Source organism: Candidatus Pseudothioglobus sp. uisw_142, from assembly GCF_059512465.1.
Genome location: NZ_CM183452.1, coordinates 1,691,545 through 1,716,648, shown reverse-complemented (window position 1 = coordinate 1,716,648; position 25,104 = coordinate 1,691,545). Strand labels below are relative to the sequence as shown.

The window sequence follows — 25,104 nt, the reverse complement described above, 5'->3', positions numbered from 1 at the left end:
TTCTCCAATACTATGTGTGAAGAGCTTTCATAGCATCTTCAAAATTTCCATTCACTAAGAGATCAATAATGCTCATTGCATTTGACATCCCCTGTTTTATGCTGCTTAATTCAGATTTACCGGGAGCATTAAGAACATAATCTACTACATCATCTTTAGAGCCTGGATGAGCGACTCCAATTCTAAGGCGGTAAAAGTCCTTTGAGTTAAGCGCTTTTATGGTATCTCTCAGTCCATTATGACCGCCATGACCACCAGCAAGCTTTATTTTGACAGCGCCAATAGGCAAGTCAAGCTCATCATGCACAACCAAAGTCTCTTCTGGTGAAATATCATAGTAGCTTAGGAAGCTTTTAATAGATCCGCCAGAGTTGTTCATAAAGGTTTGGGGCTTAAGAAGAAAAACCTTGTTTGAGCCAAAGGCAACGCTCGTAGTTTCTCCTAAAAACTTCGACTGACTTGTAAATTTAGAGTCTTTAATAGACGCTAGAGACTCAACAAACCAAAAGCCAGCGTTGTGACGATGTTCCTGATAATTTTTTCCGGGGTTTCCCAGTCCAACAATTAGTTTAATCATTACAACGCTTCATTTTACGCTTGTTGAGACAACAAGGCTGACGATACTTTATTCTGTGTCGTCACCATCATTATTTGAGCCTTCAGATTCATCAGCTTGGTCTGCGTCACCATCTTCAGAGCCTTCTTCACCCTCAATAACTTCTTCCTCTTCCTCTTCAACAATCTTAGGCTCTGAGACAGAGCATACTGTTTGGTCGTGCGCTTCAATATCCTCATGTTGAAGTGAGGTAATAACAACACCTTCAGGCAATACTAGATCCGTTAATGAGAGATGATCGCCAATTTCAAGCTTAGTTACATCTACGTCAATACCATGAGGAAGATCCTTTGGTAGACAAGAGATTTCAACAGAAACAACAAACTGATTAAGCATATTGCCTAGTCTTAACGCCTCATTCTCTTCCACACCAATAAAGTGAAGTGGTGTAGTTGTAACCAGAGTTTGTTTGGCATCTACTCGTAAAAAGTCAATATGAGTAACAACATTTTTTGCGGGATGGCGCTGTATGTCTTTTAGAACGACAGAATCTGTCTCTTTTCCCACAACCAAGTCTAATACAGATGTAAATGTATTTTCATCCTCTAGTAAGTGAGTGATTTCGTGAATGCTAAGCGAAATCATTTTTGGGGCAGCTTTACCACCATAAATAATGCTAGGAACTTTCTCTTCTTTTCTCAGGCGGCGGCTCGCACCTTTCCCCTGGTCTTTACGCTCTATGGCGTTTACTGTAATGCTCATTTTGAGTTCTCCATTAAATGAAAAAACACCACATCATGCGGTGCAACCAATTTGTCTATCTTGCGACCAGATAGACTGGGGGAACATTTTACCTGAAATCTTTTTCCAATAACTAAATTTCTCTATCGTGACTTTAGCCAAAATATAATACCGAAAGTTGAGCTGGCAATAGTCAAAACCCAAGCTGATTGGGTGGCAAGTAATCCTGCACTTATTATGAACACTAGAGCAAAAATTGCCGATCGCTGTTTAGTTGCATTCTCCTTAAGTTGAGACACGATGGCTTCAGTTTGTTTTTTTGAGTTTTCTTTCTTAAATGAACCGCTTTCAATTTCTTTAAGAGCATTAATTAACAGCATTGGTATTTCAGGCAGCTCTGAAATTAGCTGAGGCATCTGATCAGACATTTTCCTTAGAGTGCTTTTGAGGCTAAACTTTTCTTTAGCAAGCTTTTCTAGATAAGGTTTTGCTGTGGCCCAAAGGTCAAGATCAGGATAAAGAGAACGTCCTAAGCCCTCGATATTAAGCAATGTCTTATATAGCAGAAGTAGCTGAGGTTGCACCTCCATGTCAAAACGCTTTGCTTCCTTTAGCAGGCTCAATAAAACTTGACCAAAAGAAATTTCACTGAGAGGTTTTTCAAAAATTGGTTCACAAACGCTTCTTATGGCATTTTCAAATTCCATTACATTAGTTCCCTCAGGAATCCATCCAGACTCTAAGTGAACTTGGGATACTTTTTTGTAATCTTGGTTGAAAAAAGCTAAAAAGTTTTGAGCTAAATAATACTGATCAGCTTCAGTGAGCGTGCCCATGATTCCAAAATCAACACCAGTATATTGATTATTCTCACCTACAAAAATGTTACCAGGGTGCATATCTGCGTGGAAAAAGTTATGGTCGAATACTTGAGTAAAAAATATGATTACACCATCTTCTGCAAGGGACTTAAAGTCAACTTTTTTCTTTTTTAAGGCCTCTATGTCGTTTACTGGAGTTCCATAAATTCGTTCAGTAACTAAGACATTTGAACGACAAAGGTCCCAGTGAACTTTAGGAACATACAAGAGGCTAGAGTTACTGAAATTTTTACCTAAAAGTGATGCATTAGCTGCCTCAACCATCATGTTCAATTCGTTGTAAATAATGCTCTCAAATTCAGCAACAGCTTCTTTTGGCCTAAGTCTTTTTCCATCTTGATGTCTTTCAGCTAGGCTGGCCAAAGTATATAAAAGTCTAATATCTCTTTTAATTTGTTTTTCAATTCCTGGGCGAACCACCTTAACAATGATCTCTTCGCCTTTTTGAGTTATAGCAGTATGAACTTGTGCTATGGAGGCTGAAGCAAGGGGGGTGTCATCGAAGGAAGAAAAAAGTTTGGAAACTTCGCCACCAAGCGCATCTTCAATAATTGCTTTTGACTCATCAGCAGGAAAAGGAGGACACTTATCTTGAAGTTTGGCTAGTTCAATGCCAATGTCATCAGGCAAAAGATCTTTGCGCGTAGATAAAGTTTGGCCGAACTTAATAAATATCGGCCCTAGCTCTTCAAGCGCCAAACGAATCCGCTCGCCCCTTGAAAACTTTTTGCTAGGAAAATAATGCCATGGAGTTAAATAGATTAAAGGCTTTAGGCTTTTTAGAAAAGAAGTAGATAGTATTAAGTGGTCTAACCTATAACGAATAAGTGTTCTTAAAATGCTTAAAAATCGAAACAAACTCTTCATTTATGATGCCCTGCTTTTAAAAATTGTTGATCGACTGGGCGCTATTAAAAGGGTGGTTAGCTCTTCTTTTAAAGTGTCAATGATTGAACCATCATTTTTTAATGACATGTTTTTAATCTGCTTAAATGATTGACCAACCTGGTGTGCAATAATGTCACCTGTATATTGTGAAATCAGTTCCTCTATGTCAATTGAAGATGAGGCCAGAAGGTCTGCAAGTTGTTGTGCTGTTTTAATACTTCCATTAATCTCTATATCTTCTTTTTCGATTAAATCTTCTAAAGCGACACCTTTAAATAAAGATAGGAACGATACTTTATTCATTCTTATTTCAACATCAGTTTTTTCATTTTGAGTATTGTTTATAACAAAGATACGAGCATTTAGACACAAAAAAAATAATCTCAAGTCAATCTCATCAACATTTAAGCTAATAATTTTATTATCAATGTGAGATATGTCAACGTTATTAGCATTGATCATAAGGTTGAGCGCTTTTTCAATGGCAAGACGAAACATTTTGCTTAAGTCTTTACTGCTTTATGAAGTGCAACGATTCCACCAGTTAGGTTGTGGTATTCACAAAACTCAAATCCAGAATCAAGAACCATAGTTTTTAGGGTTTCTTGGTCAGGGTGTTTTCGAATAGACTCTGCAAGATATTGATAGCTATCTTCATCATTTGCAAAATATTCTCCAAATTTAGGAATAAGATTAAATGAATAGAAGTCATAAGCCTTTTCTAGCATTTGATTTTCAACCTTGGAAAATTCCAGGATTAAAAGAGTTCCACCTTTTTTTAGAACACGGTACATTTGTTTTAAGGCGGCATCCTTGTCGGTAACATTTCTTAGTCCAAAGGCAATGCTTACACAGTCAAAAGTATTGTCTTCAAAAGGCAGCGATTCAGCATTGGCTTGAACGAACTCGACGTCAATGATTCCATGATTGATAAGGTTTTTTCTTCCCTCATGAAGCATAGATTCGTTAATATCTGAAAGGATTACTTTGCCAGAAGTGCCAACTTTTTTTCTAAACTTAATGGCCAGATCGCCAGTGCCTCCAGCAATATCAAGAACATGATCCCCCTCTTTAACATTGCTACTTGAAATAGTGTAGTTTTTCCATAGTCGATGAGTACCCATTGACATCACATCATTCATGAGGTCATATTTACCTGCAACTGAGTCAAAGACCTCTTTTACAAGGCCTTGTTTTTTTTCAACATCGACTTGTTTATAGCCAAAGTGGGTGGTTTTTTCCATTTCTATTGTGCGGGGTAATCCCTAAAATCAGCCCCAATATATATTTGTGTTGGCCTAAATATTCTATTGTCGCTCACTTGTTCATGCCAATGAGCCACCCACCCTGCAGAGCGCGCCATAGCAAAAATAGAAGTAAAGTGCTCTTTAGTAAAATTAAAAATCTCTGAATACAGGATTCCCGAGTAAAAGTCTACGTTAGGGTAAACCCCCTTTTGAGACAGAAGCTCGTTGCAGATGCTTTCAACCTCAAGCGCTGTTTCAAAGCGGTTAGAGAGTTTGAGGCCATTTTTCTTGATATAAGTCTTAATCATTTTCTCAAGAATTGTTGCCCTAGGATCTTTAGTTTTATATTCGCGATGACCCATTCCCCAGATGACTTGTTTATTTTTGAGCCTATCTTCAATCCATTTACGAGCATTCTTTGGAGAGCCAATTTCATCGAGCATAATAAGTACATTTTCATTTGCATTTCCATGTAAAGGCCCCGCAAGCGTTCCAACTCCTGCGGCAATTGAGGCAAAAGGGTTGGCAAGTGAGGACGCCGTCACCATAGTAGAAAAAGTTGAGGCATTGATTGTATGTTCAGCGTGCAAAATTAATGAGGCATCTAATAGGTTTACAATTTCTGGGTCAGACTCCTCTCCAAAACACATGTACATAAAGTTTTCCGCATAAGTCATTGTTTTACTTGGCGGAATTGGATCATAACCTCTACTGATTCGAGTCCACATAGCAACTAAGGTGCTCATATTTGATATTATTTTGATCAGAGCGTTTTGAGTGTAAGACGAATCTGGTTCAGAAGCTCCAGCATCAGGATAGAAAGTGGCCATAGATGCGATAGCAGTTTGAAGCACGTCCATTGAGTGTCCAGTTGAAGGAAGCGACCAAAGCAAATGGCGAATTTTGCGTTTTACTTCATTGCGTTTGTTTAGGGTATTTTTAAAGTTTGTCAGCTCTTGCGGAGATGGAAGTTCTCCATTCATTAATAAAAGTGCAGTTTCTTCAAATGAGGAGTGCTCAACAAGGTCTTGTATTGAGTAGCCTCTGTATGCAAGTATTCCCTTTTCTCCATCAATTGAAGAAATGGATGATTTGGTTGCTGGAACGCCTGCTAGGCCTGGAATGTATTCAGTCATATAATTAGTTTTTAAATTGAAAAAGAAGAGCCACAACCACAAGTGGTTTTGGCATTTGGGTTGCTTACAATAAACCTTGCACCTTGAAGATCCTCTAAGTAATCTACTGTTGAGCCCATCAGATATTGGTAGCTCATTGGGTCAATTACTAGCTCAACGCCTTGTTTGTTAACCCCACTATCTCCCTCTTTGAGGTTATCATCAAAGGTAAATCCATAAGAGAAACCAGAACAGCCTCCACCAGTAATATAGACACGCAGTCGCAAAGAAGGATTCTTCTCTTCTTTGATTAGCTGTGCAACTCGATTAGCAGCACTATCACTAAAAACTATGTCAGCTTCGTCTTGTATTTCAGTGGCAACCATGGGTTATCTCCGAGTAAATCTATTAGTCAAATAATTACGGCAAAAGTCCGATTTGTTTGAGTCCTTCCTGTTCGCTTAGTCCAAACATTAAATTCATATTTTGAATTGCTTGTCCAGCTGCTCCCTTACCTAAATTGTCGATTACAGACATAATAACAAGCTTATTGCTATGTTCAACATACTGAACTGAAATCTGGCAATAGTTAGAAGATTTAACTGAACGGGTTTCAGGGTAGACACCTTCAGGCAATATTTTAACAAATTCTTCGTTTTCATAGGCATTTTCGAAGCATGCCAATATATCGATATCTGAGTCTATTAAGTCAACATAAATTGTAGCTTCAATCCCACGACTCATTGGAAGCAAATGAGGGGTAAATGTCAGGCCAACTGGTGATTCAGTCATTGACTCTATTTCTTGTTTGATTTCAGGAAAATGCCTATGTCCACTAACCCCATAAGGCTTAAAGCTTTCAGTAATTTCACAAAAAAGAGTAGCTTGGTTTGCAATCCGGCCAGCACCACTTGTACCTGACTTGCAGTCCGCAATTATATTTGACGTATCTATTAGGTTATTTTGAAGGAGTGGTTTTAATGCTAAAAGAACTGCTGTTGGATAGCAGCCTGGATTTGCAACTAGCCGAGCATCTTTAATGGCATCTCTTTTCATTTCTGGTTGACCATAAACGGCTTCTTTAAGAAGAGATTCTTGGGTATGTTCCATCTTGTACCAGTCAGACCAGGTAGTTGCATTAGTGATCCTGAAGTCTGCTCCTAGGTCAACAACTTTAATATTTTTTTCCAAAAAAAGTGCTGCATTGTTCATTGCAACGCCATGTGGTGTAGCAAAAAATACAATATCGCATTCAAATAGGCTTTTATCATCAGGAAGAAGATAAGTTAGCTCAGATATTCCATGCATATTAGGAAAAACTTCAGAGATCTTTCTACCCTCAAGCGCTCTTGAGGTAATCGCATGAACCTCTGCATTGGGATGTTGATGTATGATTCGTAAAAGCTCAATGCCAGTGTAACCTGAGCCACCAATTATTCCAACTTTGATTTTCATTTTTCATCTCCAAGCATCTTTTCAAGATAGTGTATATTCATCCCACCTTTTTGAAAAACCTTGTCAACCATAATTTTTCTTTGAAGAGGAATATTGGTTTTGATGCCATCTATCACCATCTCATCAAGCGCATTTTGCATTTTTATAATCGCATTAATTCTATTATCGCCATATGTAATAACCTTTCCAATCATTGAATCATAGTGGGGCGGAACATTATATCCGTTGTAGATATGAGAGTCTATCCTAACCCCGAGACCACCTGCAGCATGATACTGGGTAATTTTTCCAGGAGAAGGCATAAAGCTCTCGGGGTCTTCTGCATTAATTCTGCATTCAATTGCATGGCCGCGGATTTTTATATCACTCTGCTCATAAGACAATTTGTCCCCACCAGCAATTAAAATTTGTTCTCGAACAATATCAACGCCCGTAATCATTTCTGTTACGGGGTGTTCAACTTGAACCCTAGTGTTCATTTCAATAAAGTAAAACTCATCATTATCAAAAAGAAACTCAAAGGTACCCGCACCACGGTAATTAATTTTTTTACATGCTTCAGCACAAATATTGCCAATCTTATTTCTAAGTTCTGAAGAGATTCCAGGAGCTGGAGCTTCTTCAACTACTTTCTGATGCCTCCTTTGCATAGAGCAATCTCTCTCACCAAGATGAATAGCATTACCATGCTGGTCAGCAAGGACTTGTATCTCAACATGGCGAGGTGTTGTCAGAAATTTTTCCATATAGACTTCACCATTTCCAAAAAAGCTTAATGCTTCAGACTTTGTAAGTTGAATTGAGTCAGCCAAATCTTTTTCTTCTTCAACCACTCTCATGCCCCGACCACCACCACCACCCGAAGCTTTAATAATTATTGGTAGACCAATTTCTTTTGCAATTTTAACGCTTCTTTTTTCATTGTCATCAAGTGCACCATCAGAACCTGGCACACAAGGAACACCTGAACTTTTCATTGCTTCAATAGCAGCAACTTTGTCACCCATAACCCTTATGTTTTCAGCTCTAGGACCAATAAATATAAAGCCACTTTGTTCAACTTGATCTGCAAAATCAGCATTCTCTGAAAGAAAGCCATAGCCAGGATGAATTGCATCAGAGTGGGTCAGCTCAGCAGCACTAATAATTGCTGGAATGTTTAAGTAGCTTTTGATTGATGGGTGGGGACCAATACATACAGCTTCATCAGCTAGCCTAACATGCTTTAAGTCTTTATCTGCAGTTGAATAAACAGCAACTGTTTGAATGCCAAGCTCCTTACAAGCCCTAAGAATACGCAGAGCAATTTCGCCACGATTTGCGATTAAAACTTTTTTAATTGAGCTCATTCTACAACTATTAGTGATTGTCCAAATTCAATTGCTTCACCATCTTTAACAAGAATCTCAACCACTGTTCCAGATTGGTCAGACTCTATTTGATTCATTATTTTCATTGCCTCAATAATTCCAACTGTATCTCCTTGATTGATTTTTTGTCCAATTGACACAAATGGTTTTGCCGTTGGAGATGGGGCAGAATAGAATGTTCCAACCATTGGAGACGTTACAGATTGGCCAGTTTCTTGAGGCTGTTCATTTGGGCTTGCTGTTTGTGAAGTGGGAGCGGAGCTAACTGGAGCTTGCTGCTGAACAAAAGATTGGATTGGATGCTGGGCAGGAGCTGGGGAGTTGCCATATCTTGAGATTTTTACGGACTCTTCACCCTCCTTAATTTCAATCTCTGACATTCCAGATTCTTCCAGAAGCTCCATTAATTTTTTAACTTTTCGAATATCCATTGACGCTCCTTTTTATTTTATTAACTGTTATTTAAAACTTAAATATATGAAACTAGCTTGCAAGCTATAAATGTTATAAGTACATGTTTTGGCTTAGAAATATTAAAGATAAGCCTAAAGATGTGATTCTTTATTAAGTATTAAGATTAAGTATTTTACCAGCTATTTAGCAAAAAATAGCCACATTTAGAGGCATTTAGAGGGAAATGGGCTTATAACGAATTTATGTTATTTATGTGTTTTGTAAGCTCTGCTGCATTCACTTCACCAATAATTCTTTGATCCCTCAACTCTTGTCCATTCTTGAAAAATAAGATTGCTGGCGGTCCAAAGAGAGAGAACCTTGATAATATTGACTGACTAAAGGCGTTATTATCAGTGACATCAACTGTATAGGCTTGAGAGCCTTTAAGTGATTGACTGACAAGAGTGTCTGTAAAAACTACCCTTTCCATCTTGTTGCAAGCTATACACCATTCGGCGTAGAATTTAATAACAAGCATTTTGTTGTTTTCATTAGTGCTTAAAATTAAATTATCGAGACGCTCTTCATCATTAATTATTTGAAATTTGATGCTATTTGATATATCAATTTTATCACCATATATGATTGAATCTAGTGGTTGCTGAACATCTCCATTTCCCTTTGCAACAAGAAACCATAACATCAATCCATAAGCTAGAACGGCCAGAGAAAGTAGCTTGAATAAGATGTTTAGAGGAGAAATTGTTTTGTTTAAATTTTTGAAAACACCAAGCATAACTGGTGCCACTGAAAATAATAATGCCCAAAGAATAAGTGATAAAAAAGGATATAAGATTCGATCTAAAAGGTAAAGGGCAACAGCTATCATTGCAAACCCAAAGACTCGTTTGACGTTTTCCATCCATGCCCCTGCTTTTGGAAGTGTATTGACGCCCCAGCCACAAATTATTATTAGTGGCACACCCATACCAAGGCCCATGGCAAAAAGACTTGCACCGCCTTTAGCAGCACTTCCACCAGCAATAACATAGCTTAAGGCGGTTGCAAGAAATGGTGTCACACAAGGCCCAACAATTAAAGCAGAAAGAAAGCCCATTATGCTAACGCCAACAAAGCTTCCACCAGATTGTGCATTGCTTAGGTTTGTGAGCTTAGTTTGAATTTTTGAGGGCAGCTGAATATCATAAAGGCCAAACATGGAGAGGGCTAGAGCAATAAAGATTAAGCTGGAGACAAATAAGATCCAGGGGGTTTGCATCACAGCTTGTAGATTTATTCCAGCTCCAAAGTAGCCAGCAGAAGCTCCGATTAAACCATAAGCTAGGGACATTGAAAAAACAAATGTGACTGACATTAAGATTGCATTTAGATTGCTAGGGGTCTCTTTCTGTCCAATAATAATCCCAGATAAGATTGGAACCATTGGATATACACAAGGAGTCCAAGATAAAGCGAGACCGGCTAGAAAGGCTGCTAAAAATAGAGTAATGCCTCCTTGCTCGAATTTTTTAGAGGTGATTTTTTCTGAATCGGTTGCTGTTGGTCTGTTAGAACCTGTTATCCTTTCTGCACCTGTGGTGCTAACTTTGAGTCTGTCAACTTGAGGTGGGTAGCATACTCCACCCTCCCAGCACCCTTGATGTTCAACTGTCAATATTACGAAAGGACTTAGCTCATCCTCAACTTCAATTTGAATCTCTAAAGGAGAGGTATAAACGCTGACTTCTCCAAAAAATTCATCGTTTTTAATTGTTGCCTCCGGGTATACAACGTTTTTAATTGTTGCTTCTTCAACTGCAAATGAGATTTTGTCTTGGTAAAGATAGTAATTCTTTTTTATGTTCCATTTAACTGAAAGTGAATGAGATCCAGTTAAGATAGTGCTTAACTCAAAAGCTTCATTAACTGGAACAGGCCGACCTAAGTCCGATGAACCATCATTATCAAGAATTAACGATGATGAAGTTGCATTAGTCGCTTTGCTTGTATCATTTAAAACTGTATTAGTTTCTGCAGATGTTTGAGAAAAAATATTTAGTAATATCAGTAGAATTGTGACACAAAAATGCTTCATAAAACTTACTTGGAAAATGATAAATCTAATTATAGTCTAATGAAGCTTTCTCTTATGTTAGGATTGTTCTAAGTCTAGTGTTTCTGTATAAAATTAAAATTTAAATAATTCAGTAATTTGTCTATTCTAAATTAATGAAAGATCTGACAAATAGATAACTAAATGAGAGATCTTAGAATGAACTCTAAAATAATTCCATGGCTATTTGTTTTGATTTGGAGCACAGGTTTCGTAGCTGCTAAATATGGCCTTCAATTCGCAGAGCCTTTCACTTTGTTGTCTTATCGTAATGGACTAACATTAATAGTGCTGATTATATTCACACAAGTCAATAAAAGCATTTGGCCAAAATCTGGCTTGGCTTTTATACATTTAATGGTAACTGGTTTATTAATTCATGGGATTTATCTTGGCGGTGTTTTTCAGGCGATTAAGTGGGAAGTATCTGTGGGGCTTACTGCTATGATTATCGGTCTTCAGCCACTTGGAATGGCATTTATAGCAGGTATAATTCTCCATGAAAAGGTCACAACTAGACAATGGCTAGGTTTATTAATAGGAATTATTGGACTATATTTAATTTTATTTGAAAAACTTGATTTTGGTTTTGATGGTTTTTTCACTAACTTTTCTTTTTGGGGAGTTTTAGCTGTATTTGGATCTCTATTTAGCATCTCAGTAGGTACTATTTATCAAAAGCGCTTTTGTAATGAAATGGATTTAATTAGTGGTACGTTGATTCAATACCTTGGTGCTTTTATACTGTGTGTTTTTATATCATTTTATTTTGAGACAGGTGAAATAAATTGGACTAGTACATTTATTGTTACCTTAGGTTGGCAAATTTTTGGGCTTTCAATTGGTGCAGTGCTTCTATTAATGACAATGATCAAGCAAGATGCTTCTGCAAAAGTTGGAAGTTACTTTTATCTAGTGCCTGCTCTTGTTGCTATCCAAGCTTGGTATTTGTTTGGAGAAACTATGAACTTTGTGTCAATAATAGGAGTTATATTGATAGCATTTGCTGTTGCAATGACTGTCTCAAAAAAAACTTCTCAGCAAGGTTAAATTAGCAAAGGTTTTGTCAGATTTCACCTGCCTTCTCTAAAACTCCTCTTGCAACTTTAAAACACTCTACACCTTGAGGAACGCCGCAGTATATTGCAATCACATGCAGAATTGATTTGATCTCGTTTTTACTTACACCATTCGTTAGGGCACCTTTAAGATGTATTTCCCACTCATCCATTTTTCCAAGCGCAGCAAGCATAGTAAGGTTCATCATTGACCTTGTTTTTTTGTCAATTGTTTCATCTCCCCAGCCAAATCCCCAGCACCATTCAGTCATTTGTTTCTGAAAGTCCTCATTAAAGTCATCAGCAGCATCTAAGTTTTTTTGAACATATTCTTTCCCCAGTGTTGCCTTCCTCTTAGATAAGCCTAATTCAAATAATTTTTTATCCATTTTTTACTCCACTTGCGTCAATATTATTAATTTCACTACCTCATTATAAAGGGGTTGCTCATGGGTTCTGAAGAGGTATTTATCCATGTTGTTTTAGTCCGAGTATATTCATGAATCGCGTCAATTCCAGCTTCGCGACTGCCACCGCTTTGTTTAAAGCCACCAAAAGGGGATATAGGTGAGATTGCACGATACGTATTTATCCAAACAATTCCTGAGTGTATTTTTGAACTGACACGATGAGCTCTCGCTAAATTTTCAGTAAAAACTCCAGATCCCAGTCCATAGTCTGAGTCATTGGCCATAGCTATAGCTTCTTCTTCGGTATCAAATGCAATGACACTAATAACAGGTGCAAAAAGCTCTGTCTTGACACAATCAAATTCTTGATTAGGGCAATCTAGAAGTGTAGGTTCAAAATACCAACCTTCTTTATGTTGACTCGGCTTTTTTCCACCAAAAACTAAACTGGCTCCCTGAGTAATAGAATTCTGAACAACTTTAGAAGCTCTTTCAACTTGGTGTTCTGTCGCAAGTGGACCAACCTGAGTTTTGCTGTCTAATGGATCACCTACAACGATGCTCTTTGCACGCTCCTTAACTAATCCAATTATTTTTGAGTGAATCGACCTATGAATGAATACACGCGATCCAGCGACACAACTTTGTCCAGACGCTCCAAAATTGCCAGCAATAATTCCATTAACAGCACCTTCAATATTACAGTCTTTGAATATTATCATCGGTGACTTTCCCCCTAGCTCAAGGCTAACATGGGCAAAATTCTCTGCACTATTTCTTATTATATGCCGAGCTACTTCCGTGCCTCCAGTAAAAGCAATTCTTGCTACTTTTGGATGGGTGGTTAAAACCCTGCCACAAGGCTCAGGAAAACCAGTGATTATATTAATTACTCCTGGAGGAAATCCGCTTTTGTCAACCAACTCAGCAAATTTAAATAGTGCTGCAGGTGCTTGTTCAGAAGCTTTTACTACAACAGTATTGCCCGCAGCTAAGGCAGGCGCTATCTTAGTAGCTGCTAGAAAAAGTTGAGCATTCCATGGAACAATAGCAACAACAACACCAATAGGTTCACGAGTTGTAAATACCTGCATGTCAGGTTTGTCAATTGGGAGAACCTCGCCTTGGATTTTATCTGCTAAGCCAGCATAGTAATAGTAATAATCTGCTACATAACTAGATTGAGCTCGAGTCTCAACTGCTAGCTTGCCACTATCTTGAGTTTCAAGATCACCAAGCTCTGACGCATGCTCAGCAATTAAATCCCCAAGCTTGTGAATTAACTTACCTCTTTGTGTTGCATTTAGTTTTGACCATGGGCCATCATACAAGGCTGAGTGTGCAGATTCAATTGCAGAGTTTGACTCTTGTTCTGATGCAGCAGGAAAAGAAGCCCAAGGTTTGCCATTTGCAGGATTCAACGTTTCAAATTGTTCTGATCCATCACTGAATTTGCCATTAATGTAGTGTTTAAAATGCTCCATCATTTGTCCTATCTAGTTAAATGCAGGCATGACTTTGTCAATAAAAAGCTGTAGTGATTTCTTTTTTGTTTCAAAATCCATGCTACTGTCAATCCAATAACTGTATTCATCATATCCAAGTTCTTCACATAGCTTGATGCGATTAATCACCTCTTCCGGTGTACCTATTATGCTATTTTTGCGCATATTTTCTGGAGAATACATTTCAAGTTTCGCCATCTCTTCATCTGTGAGCTTCTCAATTAGGCCTTGCTCAACAGGCCTTTCATTTTTAAACCAAGCACCAAAATAACAATAAAAGCGTGAAATATCTTTAGCACCTTGAGAAATTTCTGCTTCAGTTTCTGCAACAAATGTATGGCGTAAAACCATTATTTTTGGTCTCTTAATTTCTTTATGTGTTTCACATGCTATGTTAAATTTTTCCATTAGCGAAATGACTTCTTCATCACCAAACCAAAGAGGCGTTACTTGGACATTACACCCCTCTTTTAAGGCAAAATCATGTGAGTTTTGATCCCTGGCTGCAATCCAAATTGGCGGATTAGGGGTTTGTTGAGGCTTGGGCGAGCTAGTAGTTTTTGGAAATGACCAGTGTTCACCTTCACCAGTATAGTCGCCTTTCCAAAGTGCTTTGATTGCTGGAACAATTTCTCTTAAAGCGTTTCCAGCAGAAAATGGATCAATTCCATCAGCTAGTCGATCGTACTCAAAAGAATATGCCCCTCTTGCAATCCCTAGTTCAAGTCTTCCTCCGGAAATAATATCAGTCATTGCAGCCTCTTCAGCAAGTTTTATAGGGTGCCAAAAAGGTGCAATAATAGTACCGGTGCCGAGTCTAACATTTTCAGTCTTGTTAGCCAAATCAACAAGATTCACAAATGGGTTTGGAGCAATTGTAAAGTTCATGCCGTGATGCTCTCCATTCCATATTGTTTTAAAGCCAGACCTGTCGGCTATTTGACAAAGTTCAACAAACTCTTCATAGAGTCTTTTTTGAGACTGACCTTCGTCTATTCTTTCCATATGAGCAAATAAAGAAAAATCCATTTTAAAAGTTCCTATAAATTTTAATTAGTTGTACTGATTGCCTCAATTTTACCTTCACTTTCTTTTCCAACAAAAATCCCAAAAGCATTCAGATCTCTCTCCTTAATATAACGCTTGAGCATTATTCTACTCGCTTCATCATTAAGTTTGTCAAACGGAATTGCATCAAAGTCATAAAAGTTATTTTGAGATTCAACTGATCCTTCTTTTGCCTGAGCACGATAATAAATGAGGCTTGTTTTATCCAGAGGCTTTTCAAAGACTGAAAAAAGATAGTGTTCGCTAATTGAAATACTTAGCTTGTTTAGAACTCCAAGAAGACTTTGTTCATCATCAATATGCCCAAGCCTGGAGGCAGAAGGAAAATAAAGTTTGCCGCTTGTTTTGTCTTTTAGCAGGAGCACTTTTTTTTGCCATTCAATTAATGCACCCACAACTATTATTGTATTTTCATTCTCCATTGCTAGTCTCATTTTTTGCTCGAGACCAAGATTAACATAATTACCCCTAAGATACATAAGGGGTGTCTTAGGGGTGCTGTCAAAGGCAATAACCTTCCCAATTAGAATCAGATGATCTCCAGCACTAATAACCTGTTCAGTATCACAATCAAACCAGGCTACAGCGCCTTTAATAATTGGACTTCCAGTATTTTTTGAATCCCACTCAATATCCAAAAAACGATCTTCATTTGGAGTTGCAAATGTTGTTGAGATAGCCTGTTGATCTTCAGAAAGAACGCTCACTGCAAAGTGCCCAACTATTGAAAAGGATTCAATATTAAAGGAGTCTTTATCAATACATATTGAGATTAGTTGCGGTTCTAGAGAGACAGATGTAAATGAGTTGGCAGTAAATCCCAGCGGGTTATTGTTTGAGTCGAGACAAGTTACAACAGTTACTCCTGTAGGAAATGATCCTAATGCTTGTCTTAATTCTCTAGTTTTGTCTTTTTTATTCATTCGTTTTTATAAATTTTTCAATTACTGGATTTATCTTTTCTGGGGCAATATACGCCATCATATGTGCTTCATTTGCGATACTGATAAAACTGCCTTGAGGAGATTCATGAGCCATTTCGCTTGACATATCTGGGGTTGAGTTTGGATCGTCACTCCCAGTTAAGTATAAAACAGGTACGCTAAGTTCTGAAAGTTTATTTTCAAAGTGACGATCAGACTCTGCAAATAATTTATATGCGTATCCATAACCCTGCGGATTTACATCAGTTAAAAGTTGATGTACTTTCTTTATTTGTTGAATTTGATGATATTCTGTTTTATTTTTAAACCATCTATCCAAGGTTTGGTCTATATTATTTATTTCACCTTGTTTTAAAATTAAATTTGCACGTTCGATTACATCACTTTGAGCATTTATACTTCTTTTGTAAACCATATTTAGAGATATTAATGTGGTAATTTTTTCTGGATACTTTAGGCCAAAAGCAACACTTATTAGAGCACCCATGGAGTGGCCAACTAGACTGAAATTAGAGATATTAATTGTTTCTACAAGTGAGTTGAGTTGTTCAACATAGTCCTCAATGGAAGGGGTTTTTTTTGGGATTGGGCTCTGGCCATGTCCAAGAAAGTCATATGTTATAACTCTATAGTTAGAAAAAAAATGTTTCACTTGGGGTGTCCAAATTTCACCAGACATACCAACTCCATGAACAAAAATTAAGTATGGGCCACTCTCACCAAAAACTCTATAGGCAGTGCTATCTTTATCCAAAAGATTGGTTGATTTATTTAGATTGTGTTTTCTCAAGTCTCTCATAAGGCCACTTTCTCTAGTAGTAATATACTAACCTTCATGGCACACACCTTTTTGTCTCACTGCCTGCCGACTTGAGCATGAAGAAATATAGTGTATTAAACCTTGTATGTCAAGTTATGATACATCGACTATTTTGCTTATAAATAACGAATAAATGTATATTTTTAGTCTTTTTCAATCAAATATAGGGGTTTTTTTGATCAAAATTGCAAAAAAATGCTTAAAAAAATGGTTTTTTATTCAAAAAACATACATTTTTAATTAATTTTTTAATAAAAATGACATATTTAATAGAAAATTGATGATTAATATGACTTATATTGATTTATTTTTATTTAATAAGGCTTGATATTCCCACCAATTGGCTAAGTCTTTTTCATATGAGATCACTAAATCTCCTTTTCTAAAGAGCATTTTCTCTTTCTTTTTAGTATTCCATTTAAGGTCTTGATTAAGTTTATTGTAGGCAATTATTAAGCCTCGTTTAGTTGCGTCTTGGATACTTTCAACCCAAATATCAGACTGATTAGAGACTTCTACCCAGCCATTATCAAGACAAACTTCAGTCCACTGTTCGTAAGTCCAATCAGTTTGACCATTTTTGACTGTTAATTTGCTTAATTCTTCCAGTAATGGAGAGTCTTCAAAATATTTTGAATTCAATTTTTAATTTGTTCTTTAGTGGCCGAGTAATTTTTATTTCCTATATCTATATCGTTTAATTTCTAACCGATATTAATTAGATTGAGCAGTTCTTATTAATCGATTCAAAACTGAATTCGCAACATATGACAATTCAATTTTATTGACTTCATTTAGATTATGAAAATCATTACCGACGATAATTAGACCTAACATACCCATATTTAGATGCGGTGTGCAACCATACAAATAAACCCCTGGAGTTTTAAAAAGAACAGAGTGAGACTCATTCATTTTGGAATTATTAGGAAGTTCGTCCATTTTGGGGCCCGCAATAAACTCAACATTATGCCCCTCATTTTTTGGCAGCCACTCTATAGTATCTCCAGCATCAATATATGCTATTTCAAGGCTATATGAGTCATTTTCAGTAAACTCAATTTGAATAGTTTCTGCTAGAGCAACTTTTGAAATTATTACTAAATTTAGAAAAAATAATAATGTAAATACAATTCGCATAAAAGTTCTCATACAGAATCACTTAACACTAACAAAATAATTTTGATGATTAAGTTTTAAATCACTTTATGTTTATTTTTTACTGAACGACTATGACTAGCGCTGGTCGAACTAGACGGCCATTAAGTGTAAATCCTGTTTGAATAACTTCCAGCACAGTATTAGATGTTTTGTCAGGCATTGGAACCATTGTTACGGCTTCATGAAGGTCTGGGTTAAATTTTTCACCAACGGGATTTACTGTTTCTACGCCAAATTTTTCAAGTGTAGAGCTGAAGACTTTGTTTGTAAGTTCCAGTCCTTCAACAGTATTTTCTAAGGTAGCTTTTTCATCTGTTGCCGATTTTAGACCCATTGAGAGTGAATCACTGACCTCAAGAAGTGCTTTAACAAATCCGTCAAGGGCAAATTTATGGGCATTCTCTAAGTCTTTTGAGGTTCTTCTTTTGAGATTTTCCATTTCAGCTTGGGAACGCAAAAGTTTATCCCAATTATCCTTGGTTGACTGTTGCGCCTCTTCAAGTTGAGATGTCAAGTCTTCAATTTTTGAGCTATCAGATATCTCTTCATTTACTTTATCAGAGGCATTCTTTTGAGTTTTTTGTTCCTTCTTTTTTGTCATTGTCTTATCAAACTAATGTATATTTAATGTGTTATTTAGTTACTCTTTAAAATATTTCAAGGCCTATGTTTAATTCTGTCGGCGTTATCTGTAAACCTAATGATTTTACCAGTCAAAAAACTGCTTTGGAGCTTGGAGTCCTTCTTAAGGATCTTGGCGTTAATTTTTTACAGGACCAAGAGAAGTTTAAAAGTGAAGCGGATTTAATAATCGTTGTTGGCGGCGACGGTACTATTTTAAATACTGCAAGAACCTATGTTGATTTTAATATCCCTATTCTTGGGGTGAATTTAGGGCGATTAGGCTTTTTGGCGGATGTTTCGGTTGATTCAATGGCTACAGTGGTGACTGAAATTCTTAATGGAGAATATATAAAAGAGCAAAGGGCACTTTTAAGCTGCCAGGTCGAGAAAAATGATGAGGTTCTTTCTCAACATCTAGCCTTTAATGAGGTGGTTATTCATCGAAACGCAACACCGAGAATGATTGAGTTTGAGCTGTATGTTGATGAAGACTTTGTTAACAACCAAAGAGCTGATGGAATTATCATCACAACTCCGACGGGTTCAACTGCTTATGCTTTGTCAAGCGGAGGGCCAATTATGCATCCAAGCACAAATGCAATTTGTCTGGTTTCAATTAGCCCACACACAATGAGTCATAGGCCATTCATACTTCATGGAGAAAGTGAAGTATTGATTAACCTTTTAGATTGTGATGAAAGGGCGACAATCAGTTTTGACGCTCAGTCTTCTTTGTCTGCTTCTGAGGGAGTTGCATTGAGAGTTAAAAGACACAGTAATTTTGTCCACCTTATTCATCCTAAGGGCTATGATTATTTTGAGATTATTCGTTCAAAACTTCACTGGGGTCAAAAAGTTTAAAAAACTAAAAGTATGCTTGAGTACCTGAATATTAAAAACCTTGTTGTTGTAGAAGAGTTAAATATAGATTTTAATCTTGGTATGACGGTTATTACAGGTGAAACAGGGGCTGGAAAGTCAATACTTGTTCAAGCGTTAAGCATAGTTTCTGGTGGACGTTCTGATGCATCTTTAGTTAGAAATGGTGCAGCTAAGGCAGAAATTACTGCTTCTTTTAATATCCGTTCAAATCTAAAGCTCAAGTCCTATCTTGAGAGCCAAGATCTAGATAGTGATACGGAATGTATTTTAAGACGAATAATTGTTTCAGATGGCAAGTCGCGTTCATATGTTAATGGCAGAAAAGTACCATTGTCAGTGCTCAGTAATATAGGTAGTTATCTGATCGATATGCACGGTCAAAATGAACATCAACTTTTATTAAGAACTAACCACCATCGAATCTTGTTGGATGATTTTTCAGGGGCTCAGGTTCTTTGTGATGAGGTGAATAAGGCTTATGGAAACTACCATGATGTCAAAAGTCAAATCGAAACCTTAAGTGCTGAAAGCGCTCTTCTTTCTTCTCAAAAAGAGCTACTTATGCATCAACTTGATGAACTAAATCAGGCTGAAATTAATGTGGAAGAATTAAATAATATTGAAGACGAGTACAAAGCGTCAGTAAATTCTAGCAAGCTTGTAGAAAAAATATCAAAGATTTTAAATTTATTAAATGATGATCGTGGCGTTAATAACATTCTTATTGAAAGTGAGAGTGAATTGGAGCAATCAAAAGAGCTTGATTCTCGTCTTATAGGAATAAGAGAATTAATCTCAAGTGCGCAGGTACAGGTTCAGGAGAGCGTTTATGACTTAAACGACTATCTAAGTAAAATTAGTAATCAGGAGGATAATTTAACTCACTTAAGTGAGAGAATTACGCTATTTCATGGCCTTGGGAGGAAGCATAATTGTCAGATTACTGAGTTAGTTGATGTTCAGAAAACTCTTGAAGAAAAAGTTAATGAATTAAGCTCATCTAATGTAGCTTTGGACAAACTGTATCAACAGCAAGAAGCATTTAAAAAAGAATATTTCGTCAGGTCAAAAATACTTACAAAAGAGAGAAAAAAGGCTAGCAAAATTCTTTCTAAAGAGGTCACTCTTCTTATGCAGAATCTTGGAATGCCTGGAAGTGAAATTATCTTTGAGATTGGACCGCCTGTCTCAGAAGTTAAGCTGAACGGTGTCGACGAAGTGGTTATTCAAGTTAAAACTAATGCAGGACAAGATTTTAAGCCACTCAATAAGGTTGCCTCAGGAGGTGAACTATCAAGGATCTCCTTAGCACTCTCAGTTTCGGGCACCAACACTGTTTTGATACCATGCGTAGTTTTTGATGAGGTTGATGTTGGAATTAGTGGTTCAGTTGCTGAAATTGTCGGTCAAATGCTAAAAAAACTCTCAAAAAAATATCAAATTATATGTGTAACACATCTAGCCCAGGTTGCAGCTCAAGGCGAAGATCATATGAAGGTTGAGAAAACTCAAAAAGATGGACTCACATTTACAAGTGTGACGAGCCTTAGCAGGAAAGAAAGAGCTGATGAGGTTGCCCGAATACTTGGCGGGATTAAAATTAGCAACAAAACCAGAATAGCTGCAGAGGAAATGATTGAAACTGGCTCCTGAACACATTCTTAATATTATTGAATCATACTTCTTATTTAGTTGAATTTTTTTTGAACTTCACGCTAGATTTTTTCCACTTTGAGTGCTTGACTATTAAACATTAAATTGTATAATATTGCGTTTGTGCACAGTCAGGGTGGTCAGAAGCAAGTGAAATCAGCAAACTCACTTATTCAGTACTCTCTCCTCGCTTTAGTTGTTATTTTTTATGCCATTAATGGATTTGCTTTTGCTGCTTTTTATGGAGCCGCAATTAGTTTAAGCAATACTTTAATTTTTAATTGGTATACAGATAAACAAGAAGCGTTAGTTGACGTAGATGCGCAAAAAAGCTTTAGGATGGCAATAAATAGTAGTGTTGTTAGGACGCTCTCTTTAATTCTTTTAGCTTTAGTGGGGCTTAGTTTTTTAGAGCTTGATCCTGCTGCTCTTTGTTTGAGTATGGTAGTTGGTCAAGTAGGTTTTATATTAGATAGGTTAAGGCAAAAATAATGGCAAGTGGTGAATTAACATCTGGCGCTTATATTAAGCACCATCTTCAAAATTTAACTTACGGAAAATTCCCTGATGGTCATTGGGGTTTTGCTCATAGTGCTGCAGAAGCTAAAGAAATGGGCTTCATGGCTGTTCATGTTGATACCCTTGGAGTTTCTTTTATTTTAGGAGCGCTTTTTTTATTCTTTTTTGCTAGAGCTGCAAAAAAAGCATCTATTGATGCACCCAGTGGGTTTCAAAATTTTGTTGAAAGTATCGTCGACTTCATTGACGAAAATGTTCGTGGCTCTTTCAACGGTAAAAATCCTATGGTTGCGCCACTTGCGCTGACTACATTTGTATGGATTGTCTTAATGAATACAATGGACCTAGTTCCTGTCGATTGGTTGCCGTCACTATTCCATGCAATGGGCGTTGATTATTTGAAGGTGGTTCCAACAACAGATCCTAATGCTACATTTGGAATGTCAATTGGCATATTTATATTAATCCTTTATTACAGTGTTAAAGAGAAAGGATTAGGCGGATTTGTGGGCGAGCTAACACTTCATCCTTTTGGAAAATGGATGTTGCCTGCTAACTTATTTTTAGAAGGAGTGAATTTGCTGGCAAAGCCAGTCTCACTTGCATTGCGTTTATTTGGAAACATGTATGCAGGCGAGATGATCTTTATTCTAATTGCACTGTTGCCATTCTGGATTCAGTGGAGCCTGTCTTTACCGTGGGCTATTTTTCATATCTTAATTGTATTACTTCAGGCGTTTATTTTCATGACCCTAGTAATTGTATATATGGATATGGCACACCAAAAAGAGCATTAATTTTTTTTAAATAGTTTTAATAAGTAGGAGCAAAAAATGGAACAAAGTATATTATTTTTAGCAGGATCTATTCTTATGGGTCTTGGCGCACTTGGTGCTGCTGTCGGTATTGGTATTCTTGGTGCTAGATTTATCGAGGGTGCTGCACGTCAGCCGGAATTAATTCCAATGCTAAGAACTCAAATGTTTATCGTAATGGGGCTTGTTGATGCGGTACCAATGATCGCAGTTGGTATATCAATGTATATCTTGTTTGCGGTTGCAGGATAAATCGTATTCTTTTCAATGAACAAGGGTATTAAGTTATGAATATTAACCTTACGCTAATTGGGCAAACAATTATGTTTGCCATGTTTGTCTGGTTTTGCATGAAGTTTGTTTGGCCTCCATTAGTTGAGGCTATGGCAGCTCGAAAAAAAGCGATCGAAGATGGACTTAAGGCAGCAGAGCTTGGAAAAGAAGAGCATGCTTTAGCCCAGAAAAATGCAGAAGATTTAATCGAAAGCTCGAAAACTCAGGCAGCTGAAATTATTGCAAATGCTGACAAGCAAGCTAGTGTGATGATAGATAACGCAAAGGGTACAGCATCTGAAGAGGCTGATAAGATTAAGGCACATGCTAAATCTGAACTTGACCAAGAGGTTGTGAAAGCACGTAATGAGCTTAAAGACCAAGTTTCAACTTTGGTTATGCAAGGTGTAAATTCAGTCTTGGATAAAGAAGTTGACTCTAAAACGCACAAAGATATGCTTTCAAAGCTTTCTCAATCACTATAGGTAGGTAAGATGGAATTATCAACAATTGCAAAGCCATACGCTCAAGCGATTTTTGAAATTGCTGTGCAAAATAATTCTGTCACAGAATGGAGTCAGCTTTTGTCAGCTACCACTTTGGTCATGGCCGATGCTAATACAAAAGCTTTTATTGCATCTCCTAGTAAAAGTAAGGATCAAAAATTTGATTTGATTTCTACTTTAGTTGGAAGAGTAACTTCAAAAGATCTCAGCAAGCAAGAAACTGCCTTTATTAATTTGATTCTTAATAATGATCGTTCAGCTGCAATTAGTAGTATATCGAATGCTTTTGAGGCTGCTGTATCTAATTCTAACAAGAGCAAAAATTTCAAAGTAATTAGTGCTTTTGAGTTAAGTGAAGCAGAACAAAATGCAATAGTAGAAGATTTGACAAATAAACACAAAACAACCGTATCAGTTGAAACTGAAATTGATTTGACCCTTAAAGGTGGTGTCATTATCAAGGAAGGCGATAAGGTAATTGATACTTCAGTTAAGGCAAAAGTAGATGCTCTAAGCGTCTCTTTGTCTGTAAATTAATTTTATAAAGAGAGGTTTGGTATGCAATTAAACGCTTCTGAAATCAGTGATTTAATTAAAAAAGAAATAGAGGGCTTTGATTTTTCAGCAGAAGCCCGAACAGAGGGCACAGTAATTAGTGTGAGTGATGGAATTGTTCGTATTCATGGCTTAGCCGATGCTCAGTTTGGAGAGATGCTAGAGTTCCCTGGAAATACTTTTGGTTTGGCGCTTAACTTAGAGCAAGATTCGGTTGGTGCAGTTGTACTAGGTAACTATCTTCATATTTCAGAAGGCGACACTGTGAAGTGTACAAACCGTATCATGGAAGTCCCAGTGGGAAATGAACTTCTTGGACGAGTTGTTAATCCTCTTGGAGAAGATTTAGAGGGCAAGGGTGAAATTAAAGCTAGTGCAAGCCGACCAATTGAGGTTGTTGCTCCTGGAGTAATTGACAGGCAGTCAGTTGATCAACCTATCCAAACTGGTATTAAAGCTATTGATGCAATGGTTCCAATTGGTCGTGGTCAGCGTGAACTAATTATTGGTGACCGTCAAACTGGAAAAACTGCTGTAGCTATTGATGCGATTATCAATCAAAAAGATACAGGTGTTAAGTGTATTTACGTTGCGATTGGACAAAAAGCATCATCAATTGCTGCTGTTGTTCGTAAGCTTGAAGAGCATGGCGCTTTAGCCCATACAATTATTGTATCTGCTTCAGCTTCTGACTCTGCAGCGCTTCAGTATATTGCTCCTTACGCTGGTTGTGCGATGGGTGAATATTTCATGGAACGTGGAGAGGATGCGTTAATTGTTTATGATGACTTAACAAAGCAGGCCTGGGCTTATCGTCAGGTTTCACTTCTTCTGAAGAGACCACCAGGACGTGAAGCGTATCCAGGTGATGTATTCTATCTTCACTCACGTTTACTCGAGAGAGCTTCAAGAGTTAACGCTGATTATGTTGAAAAGGTAACAAATGGAGAAGTTAAAGGTAAAACGGGTTCTTTGACTGCTCTTCCTATCATTGAAACTCAAGCTGGTGACGTATCAGCTTTTGTTCCAACAAATGTAATTTCAATTACTGATGGTCAAATCTTCTTAGAGACAGATTTATTCAACTCAGGTATTCGCCCTGCGATTAATGCCGGTCTTTCAGTATCAAGAGTGGGCGGTGCAGCACAAACTAAAGCTGTTAAAAAGCTAGGAGGTAGTATTCGTCTTGACCTAGCACAGTATCGTGAATTGGCCGCTTTTGCTCAGTTTGCATCTGATCTAGATGCTGAGACTAAAGCACAGATTGATCGAGGAATCCGTGTAACAGAGCTAATGAAACAAGCACAATACTCACCATTAAATGTTGCTGAAACTGCAACTTCACTTTTTGCTGCTAACTCAGGAGCACTTGATGATGTTGAGGCAAATAAAGTTGTGGCATTCGAGGCGGCACTTTTGGCATATATGAACACAAGTCAAAAAGATTTGATGGATTCTATTAACGAGTCTGGTGACTACAATGATGATATTGCGGCAAAACTTCAGGCTGCTATTGATGACTTTAAAGCAAATAATACTTGGTAGACAG

Annotated in this window: 28 protein-coding genes; 9 read left to right on the top strand and 19 right to left on the bottom strand. The window is 37.3% G+C overall.

From position 1 onward, the window contains the following. Window positions 1-10: 10 nt before the first annotated feature. From pth to dsbD, 11 genes are all read right to left on the bottom strand, one after another. Window positions 11-577, bottom strand: coding sequence for an aminoacyl-tRNA hydrolase (gene pth, locus AC5YGB_RS08795; protein WP_496137291.1), 567 nt, complete (start codon window positions 575-577; stop codon window positions 11-13). A gap of 48 nt (window positions 578-625) precedes the next feature. Further along, complete coding sequence (locus tag AC5YGB_RS08790) at window positions 626-1,318, bottom strand: 50S ribosomal protein L25/general stress protein Ctc (protein ID WP_065353098.1); 693 nt, start codon at window positions 1,316-1,318, stop codon at window positions 626-628. Window positions 1,319-1,440: 122 nt separating this feature from the next. Beyond that, the gene (gene ubiB, locus AC5YGB_RS08785; protein ID WP_496137290.1) at window positions 1,441-3,045 is read right to left on the bottom strand and encodes a ubiquinone biosynthesis regulatory protein kinase UbiB; all 1,605 of its coding nucleotides are present in this window, start codon (window positions 3,043-3,045) and stop codon (window positions 1,441-1,443) included. Beyond that, window positions 3,046-3,564 carry an SCP2 sterol-binding domain-containing protein gene (locus AC5YGB_RS08780; protein ID WP_496137289.1) on the bottom strand — a complete coding sequence of 173 codons (519 nt, stop codon included), beginning with the start codon at window positions 3,562-3,564 and terminating at the stop codon, window positions 3,046-3,048. A 5-nt stretch (window positions 3,565-3,569) separates the two neighbouring features. Continuing rightward, entirely contained in the window at window positions 3,570-4,310 is a 741-nt protein-coding gene (ubiE, locus tag AC5YGB_RS08775) for a bifunctional demethylmenaquinone methyltransferase/2-methoxy-6-polyprenyl-1,4-benzoquinol methylase UbiE (RefSeq protein WP_496137288.1), read from the bottom strand. A 2-nt stretch (window positions 4,311-4,312) separates the two neighbouring features. Beyond that, on the bottom strand, window positions 4,313-5,449 hold the full coding sequence (locus AC5YGB_RS08770) for a citrate synthase (protein WP_020023703.1): 1,137 nt from the start codon (window positions 5,447-5,449) through the stop codon (window positions 4,313-4,315). Window positions 5,450-5,460: 11 nt separating this feature from the next. Continuing rightward, the gene (gene erpA / locus AC5YGB_RS08765) at window positions 5,461-5,814 is read right to left on the bottom strand and encodes an iron-sulfur cluster insertion protein ErpA (RefSeq protein ID WP_496137287.1); all 354 of its coding nucleotides are present in this window, start codon (window positions 5,812-5,814) and stop codon (window positions 5,461-5,463) included. A 34-nt stretch (window positions 5,815-5,848) separates the two neighbouring features. After that, on the bottom strand, window positions 5,849-6,883 hold the full coding sequence (gene argC / locus AC5YGB_RS08760) for an N-acetyl-gamma-glutamyl-phosphate reductase (RefSeq protein WP_496137286.1): 1,035 nt from the start codon (window positions 6,881-6,883) through the stop codon (window positions 5,849-5,851). Then, on the bottom strand, window positions 6,880-8,232 hold the full coding sequence (gene accC / locus AC5YGB_RS08755; protein ID WP_020026601.1) for an acetyl-CoA carboxylase biotin carboxylase subunit: 1,353 nt from the start codon (window positions 8,230-8,232) through the stop codon (window positions 6,880-6,882). Before accC ends, argC begins: the two co-directional genes overlap by 4 nt. After that, a complete protein-coding gene (gene accB, locus AC5YGB_RS08750; protein WP_496137285.1) occupies window positions 8,229-8,684 on the bottom strand; it encodes an acetyl-CoA carboxylase biotin carboxyl carrier protein in 456 nt (151 codons plus the stop codon). Before accB ends, accC begins: the two co-directional genes overlap by 4 nt. 212 nt (window positions 8,685-8,896) lie before the next feature. Beyond that, complete coding sequence (gene dsbD / locus AC5YGB_RS08745) at window positions 8,897-10,744, bottom strand: protein-disulfide reductase DsbD (protein ID WP_496137284.1); 1,848 nt, start codon at window positions 10,742-10,744, stop codon at window positions 8,897-8,899. 177 nt (window positions 10,745-10,921) lie between these two features. Here dsbD and AC5YGB_RS08740 point away from each other — a divergent pair, with 177 nt between their 5' ends. After that, complete coding sequence (locus tag AC5YGB_RS08740) at window positions 10,922-11,812, top strand: DMT family transporter (protein ID WP_020026604.1); 891 nt, start codon at window positions 10,922-10,924, stop codon at window positions 11,810-11,812. Window positions 11,813-11,828: 16 nt separating this feature from the next. Here AC5YGB_RS08740 and AC5YGB_RS08735 read toward each other — a convergent pair whose 3' ends face one another. The 8 genes from AC5YGB_RS08735 to grpE form a co-directional block, all read right to left on the bottom strand. Beyond that, the gene (locus AC5YGB_RS08735; protein ID WP_020026605.1) at window positions 11,829-12,209 is read right to left on the bottom strand and encodes a carboxymuconolactone decarboxylase family protein; all 381 of its coding nucleotides are present in this window, start codon (window positions 12,207-12,209) and stop codon (window positions 11,829-11,831) included. 35 nt (window positions 12,210-12,244) lie between these two features. After that, a complete protein-coding gene (locus tag AC5YGB_RS08730) occupies window positions 12,245-13,714 on the bottom strand; it encodes an aldehyde dehydrogenase family protein (RefSeq protein WP_496138028.1) in 1,470 nt (489 codons plus the stop codon). Window positions 13,715-13,726: 12 nt separating this feature from the next. Continuing rightward, a complete protein-coding gene (locus AC5YGB_RS08725) occupies window positions 13,727-14,764 on the bottom strand; it encodes an LLM class flavin-dependent oxidoreductase (protein WP_496137283.1) in 1,038 nt (345 codons plus the stop codon). 20 nt (window positions 14,765-14,784) lie between these two features. Continuing rightward, window positions 14,785-15,726, bottom strand: coding sequence for a flavin reductase (locus AC5YGB_RS08720; RefSeq protein WP_496137282.1), 942 nt, complete (start codon window positions 15,724-15,726; stop codon window positions 14,785-14,787). After that, window positions 15,719-16,546 carry an alpha/beta fold hydrolase gene (locus tag AC5YGB_RS08715; RefSeq protein ID WP_496137281.1) on the bottom strand — a complete coding sequence of 276 codons (828 nt, stop codon included), beginning with the start codon at window positions 16,544-16,546 and terminating at the stop codon, window positions 15,719-15,721. The genes AC5YGB_RS08720 and AC5YGB_RS08715 overlap by 8 nt, the downstream gene beginning before the upstream one ends. A 315-nt stretch (window positions 16,547-16,861) precedes the next feature. Continuing rightward, on the bottom strand, window positions 16,862-17,209 hold the full coding sequence (locus AC5YGB_RS08710) for a hypothetical protein (protein ID WP_496137280.1): 348 nt from the start codon (window positions 17,207-17,209) through the stop codon (window positions 16,862-16,864). A 72-nt stretch (window positions 17,210-17,281) separates the two neighbouring features. Then, a complete protein-coding gene (locus AC5YGB_RS08705) occupies window positions 17,282-17,707 on the bottom strand; it encodes a plastocyanin/azurin family copper-binding protein (RefSeq protein ID WP_496137279.1) in 426 nt (141 codons plus the stop codon). Between the two features lie 79 nt (window positions 17,708-17,786). Further along, on the bottom strand, window positions 17,787-18,329 hold the full coding sequence (gene grpE, locus AC5YGB_RS08700) for a nucleotide exchange factor GrpE (protein ID WP_020023689.1): 543 nt from the start codon (window positions 18,327-18,329) through the stop codon (window positions 17,787-17,789). 65 nt (window positions 18,330-18,394) lie between these two features. Here grpE and AC5YGB_RS08695 point away from each other — a divergent pair, with 65 nt between their 5' ends. From AC5YGB_RS08695 to atpA, 8 genes are all read left to right on the top strand, one after another. Further along, a complete protein-coding gene (locus AC5YGB_RS08695; protein WP_496137278.1) occupies window positions 18,395-19,213 on the top strand; it encodes an NAD(+)/NADH kinase in 819 nt (272 codons plus the stop codon). Window positions 19,214-19,225: 12 nt separating this feature from the next. Beyond that, on the top strand, window positions 19,226-20,887 hold the full coding sequence (gene recN / locus AC5YGB_RS08690; protein WP_496137277.1) for a DNA repair protein RecN: 1,662 nt from the start codon (window positions 19,226-19,228) through the stop codon (window positions 20,885-20,887). Between the two features lie 150 nt (window positions 20,888-21,037). Next, the gene (locus tag AC5YGB_RS08685; protein WP_496137276.1) at window positions 21,038-21,379 is read left to right on the top strand and encodes an ATP synthase subunit I; all 342 of its coding nucleotides are present in this window, start codon (window positions 21,038-21,040) and stop codon (window positions 21,377-21,379) included. Beyond that, on the top strand, window positions 21,379-22,203 hold the full coding sequence (gene atpB / locus AC5YGB_RS08680; RefSeq protein WP_020023685.1) for a F0F1 ATP synthase subunit A: 825 nt from the start codon (window positions 21,379-21,381) through the stop codon (window positions 22,201-22,203). The genes AC5YGB_RS08685 and atpB overlap by 1 nt, the downstream gene beginning before the upstream one ends. 36 nt (window positions 22,204-22,239) lie before the next feature. Further along, window positions 22,240-22,473 carry a F0F1 ATP synthase subunit C gene (atpE, locus tag AC5YGB_RS08675; protein WP_020023684.1) on the top strand — a complete coding sequence of 78 codons (234 nt, stop codon included), beginning with the start codon at window positions 22,240-22,242 and terminating at the stop codon, window positions 22,471-22,473. Between the two features lie 35 nt (window positions 22,474-22,508). Next, window positions 22,509-22,979 carry a F0F1 ATP synthase subunit B gene (locus AC5YGB_RS08670; RefSeq protein WP_020023683.1) on the top strand — a complete coding sequence of 157 codons (471 nt, stop codon included), beginning with the start codon at window positions 22,509-22,511 and terminating at the stop codon, window positions 22,977-22,979. 9 nt (window positions 22,980-22,988) lie between these two features. Further along, window positions 22,989-23,537 carry a F0F1 ATP synthase subunit delta gene (locus AC5YGB_RS08665; protein WP_065353110.1) on the top strand — a complete coding sequence of 183 codons (549 nt, stop codon included), beginning with the start codon at window positions 22,989-22,991 and terminating at the stop codon, window positions 23,535-23,537. Between the two features lie 21 nt (window positions 23,538-23,558). Then, a complete protein-coding gene (atpA, locus tag AC5YGB_RS08660; RefSeq protein WP_496137275.1) occupies window positions 23,559-25,100 on the top strand; it encodes a F0F1 ATP synthase subunit alpha in 1,542 nt (513 codons plus the stop codon). Window positions 25,101-25,104 lie beyond the last annotated feature (4 nt).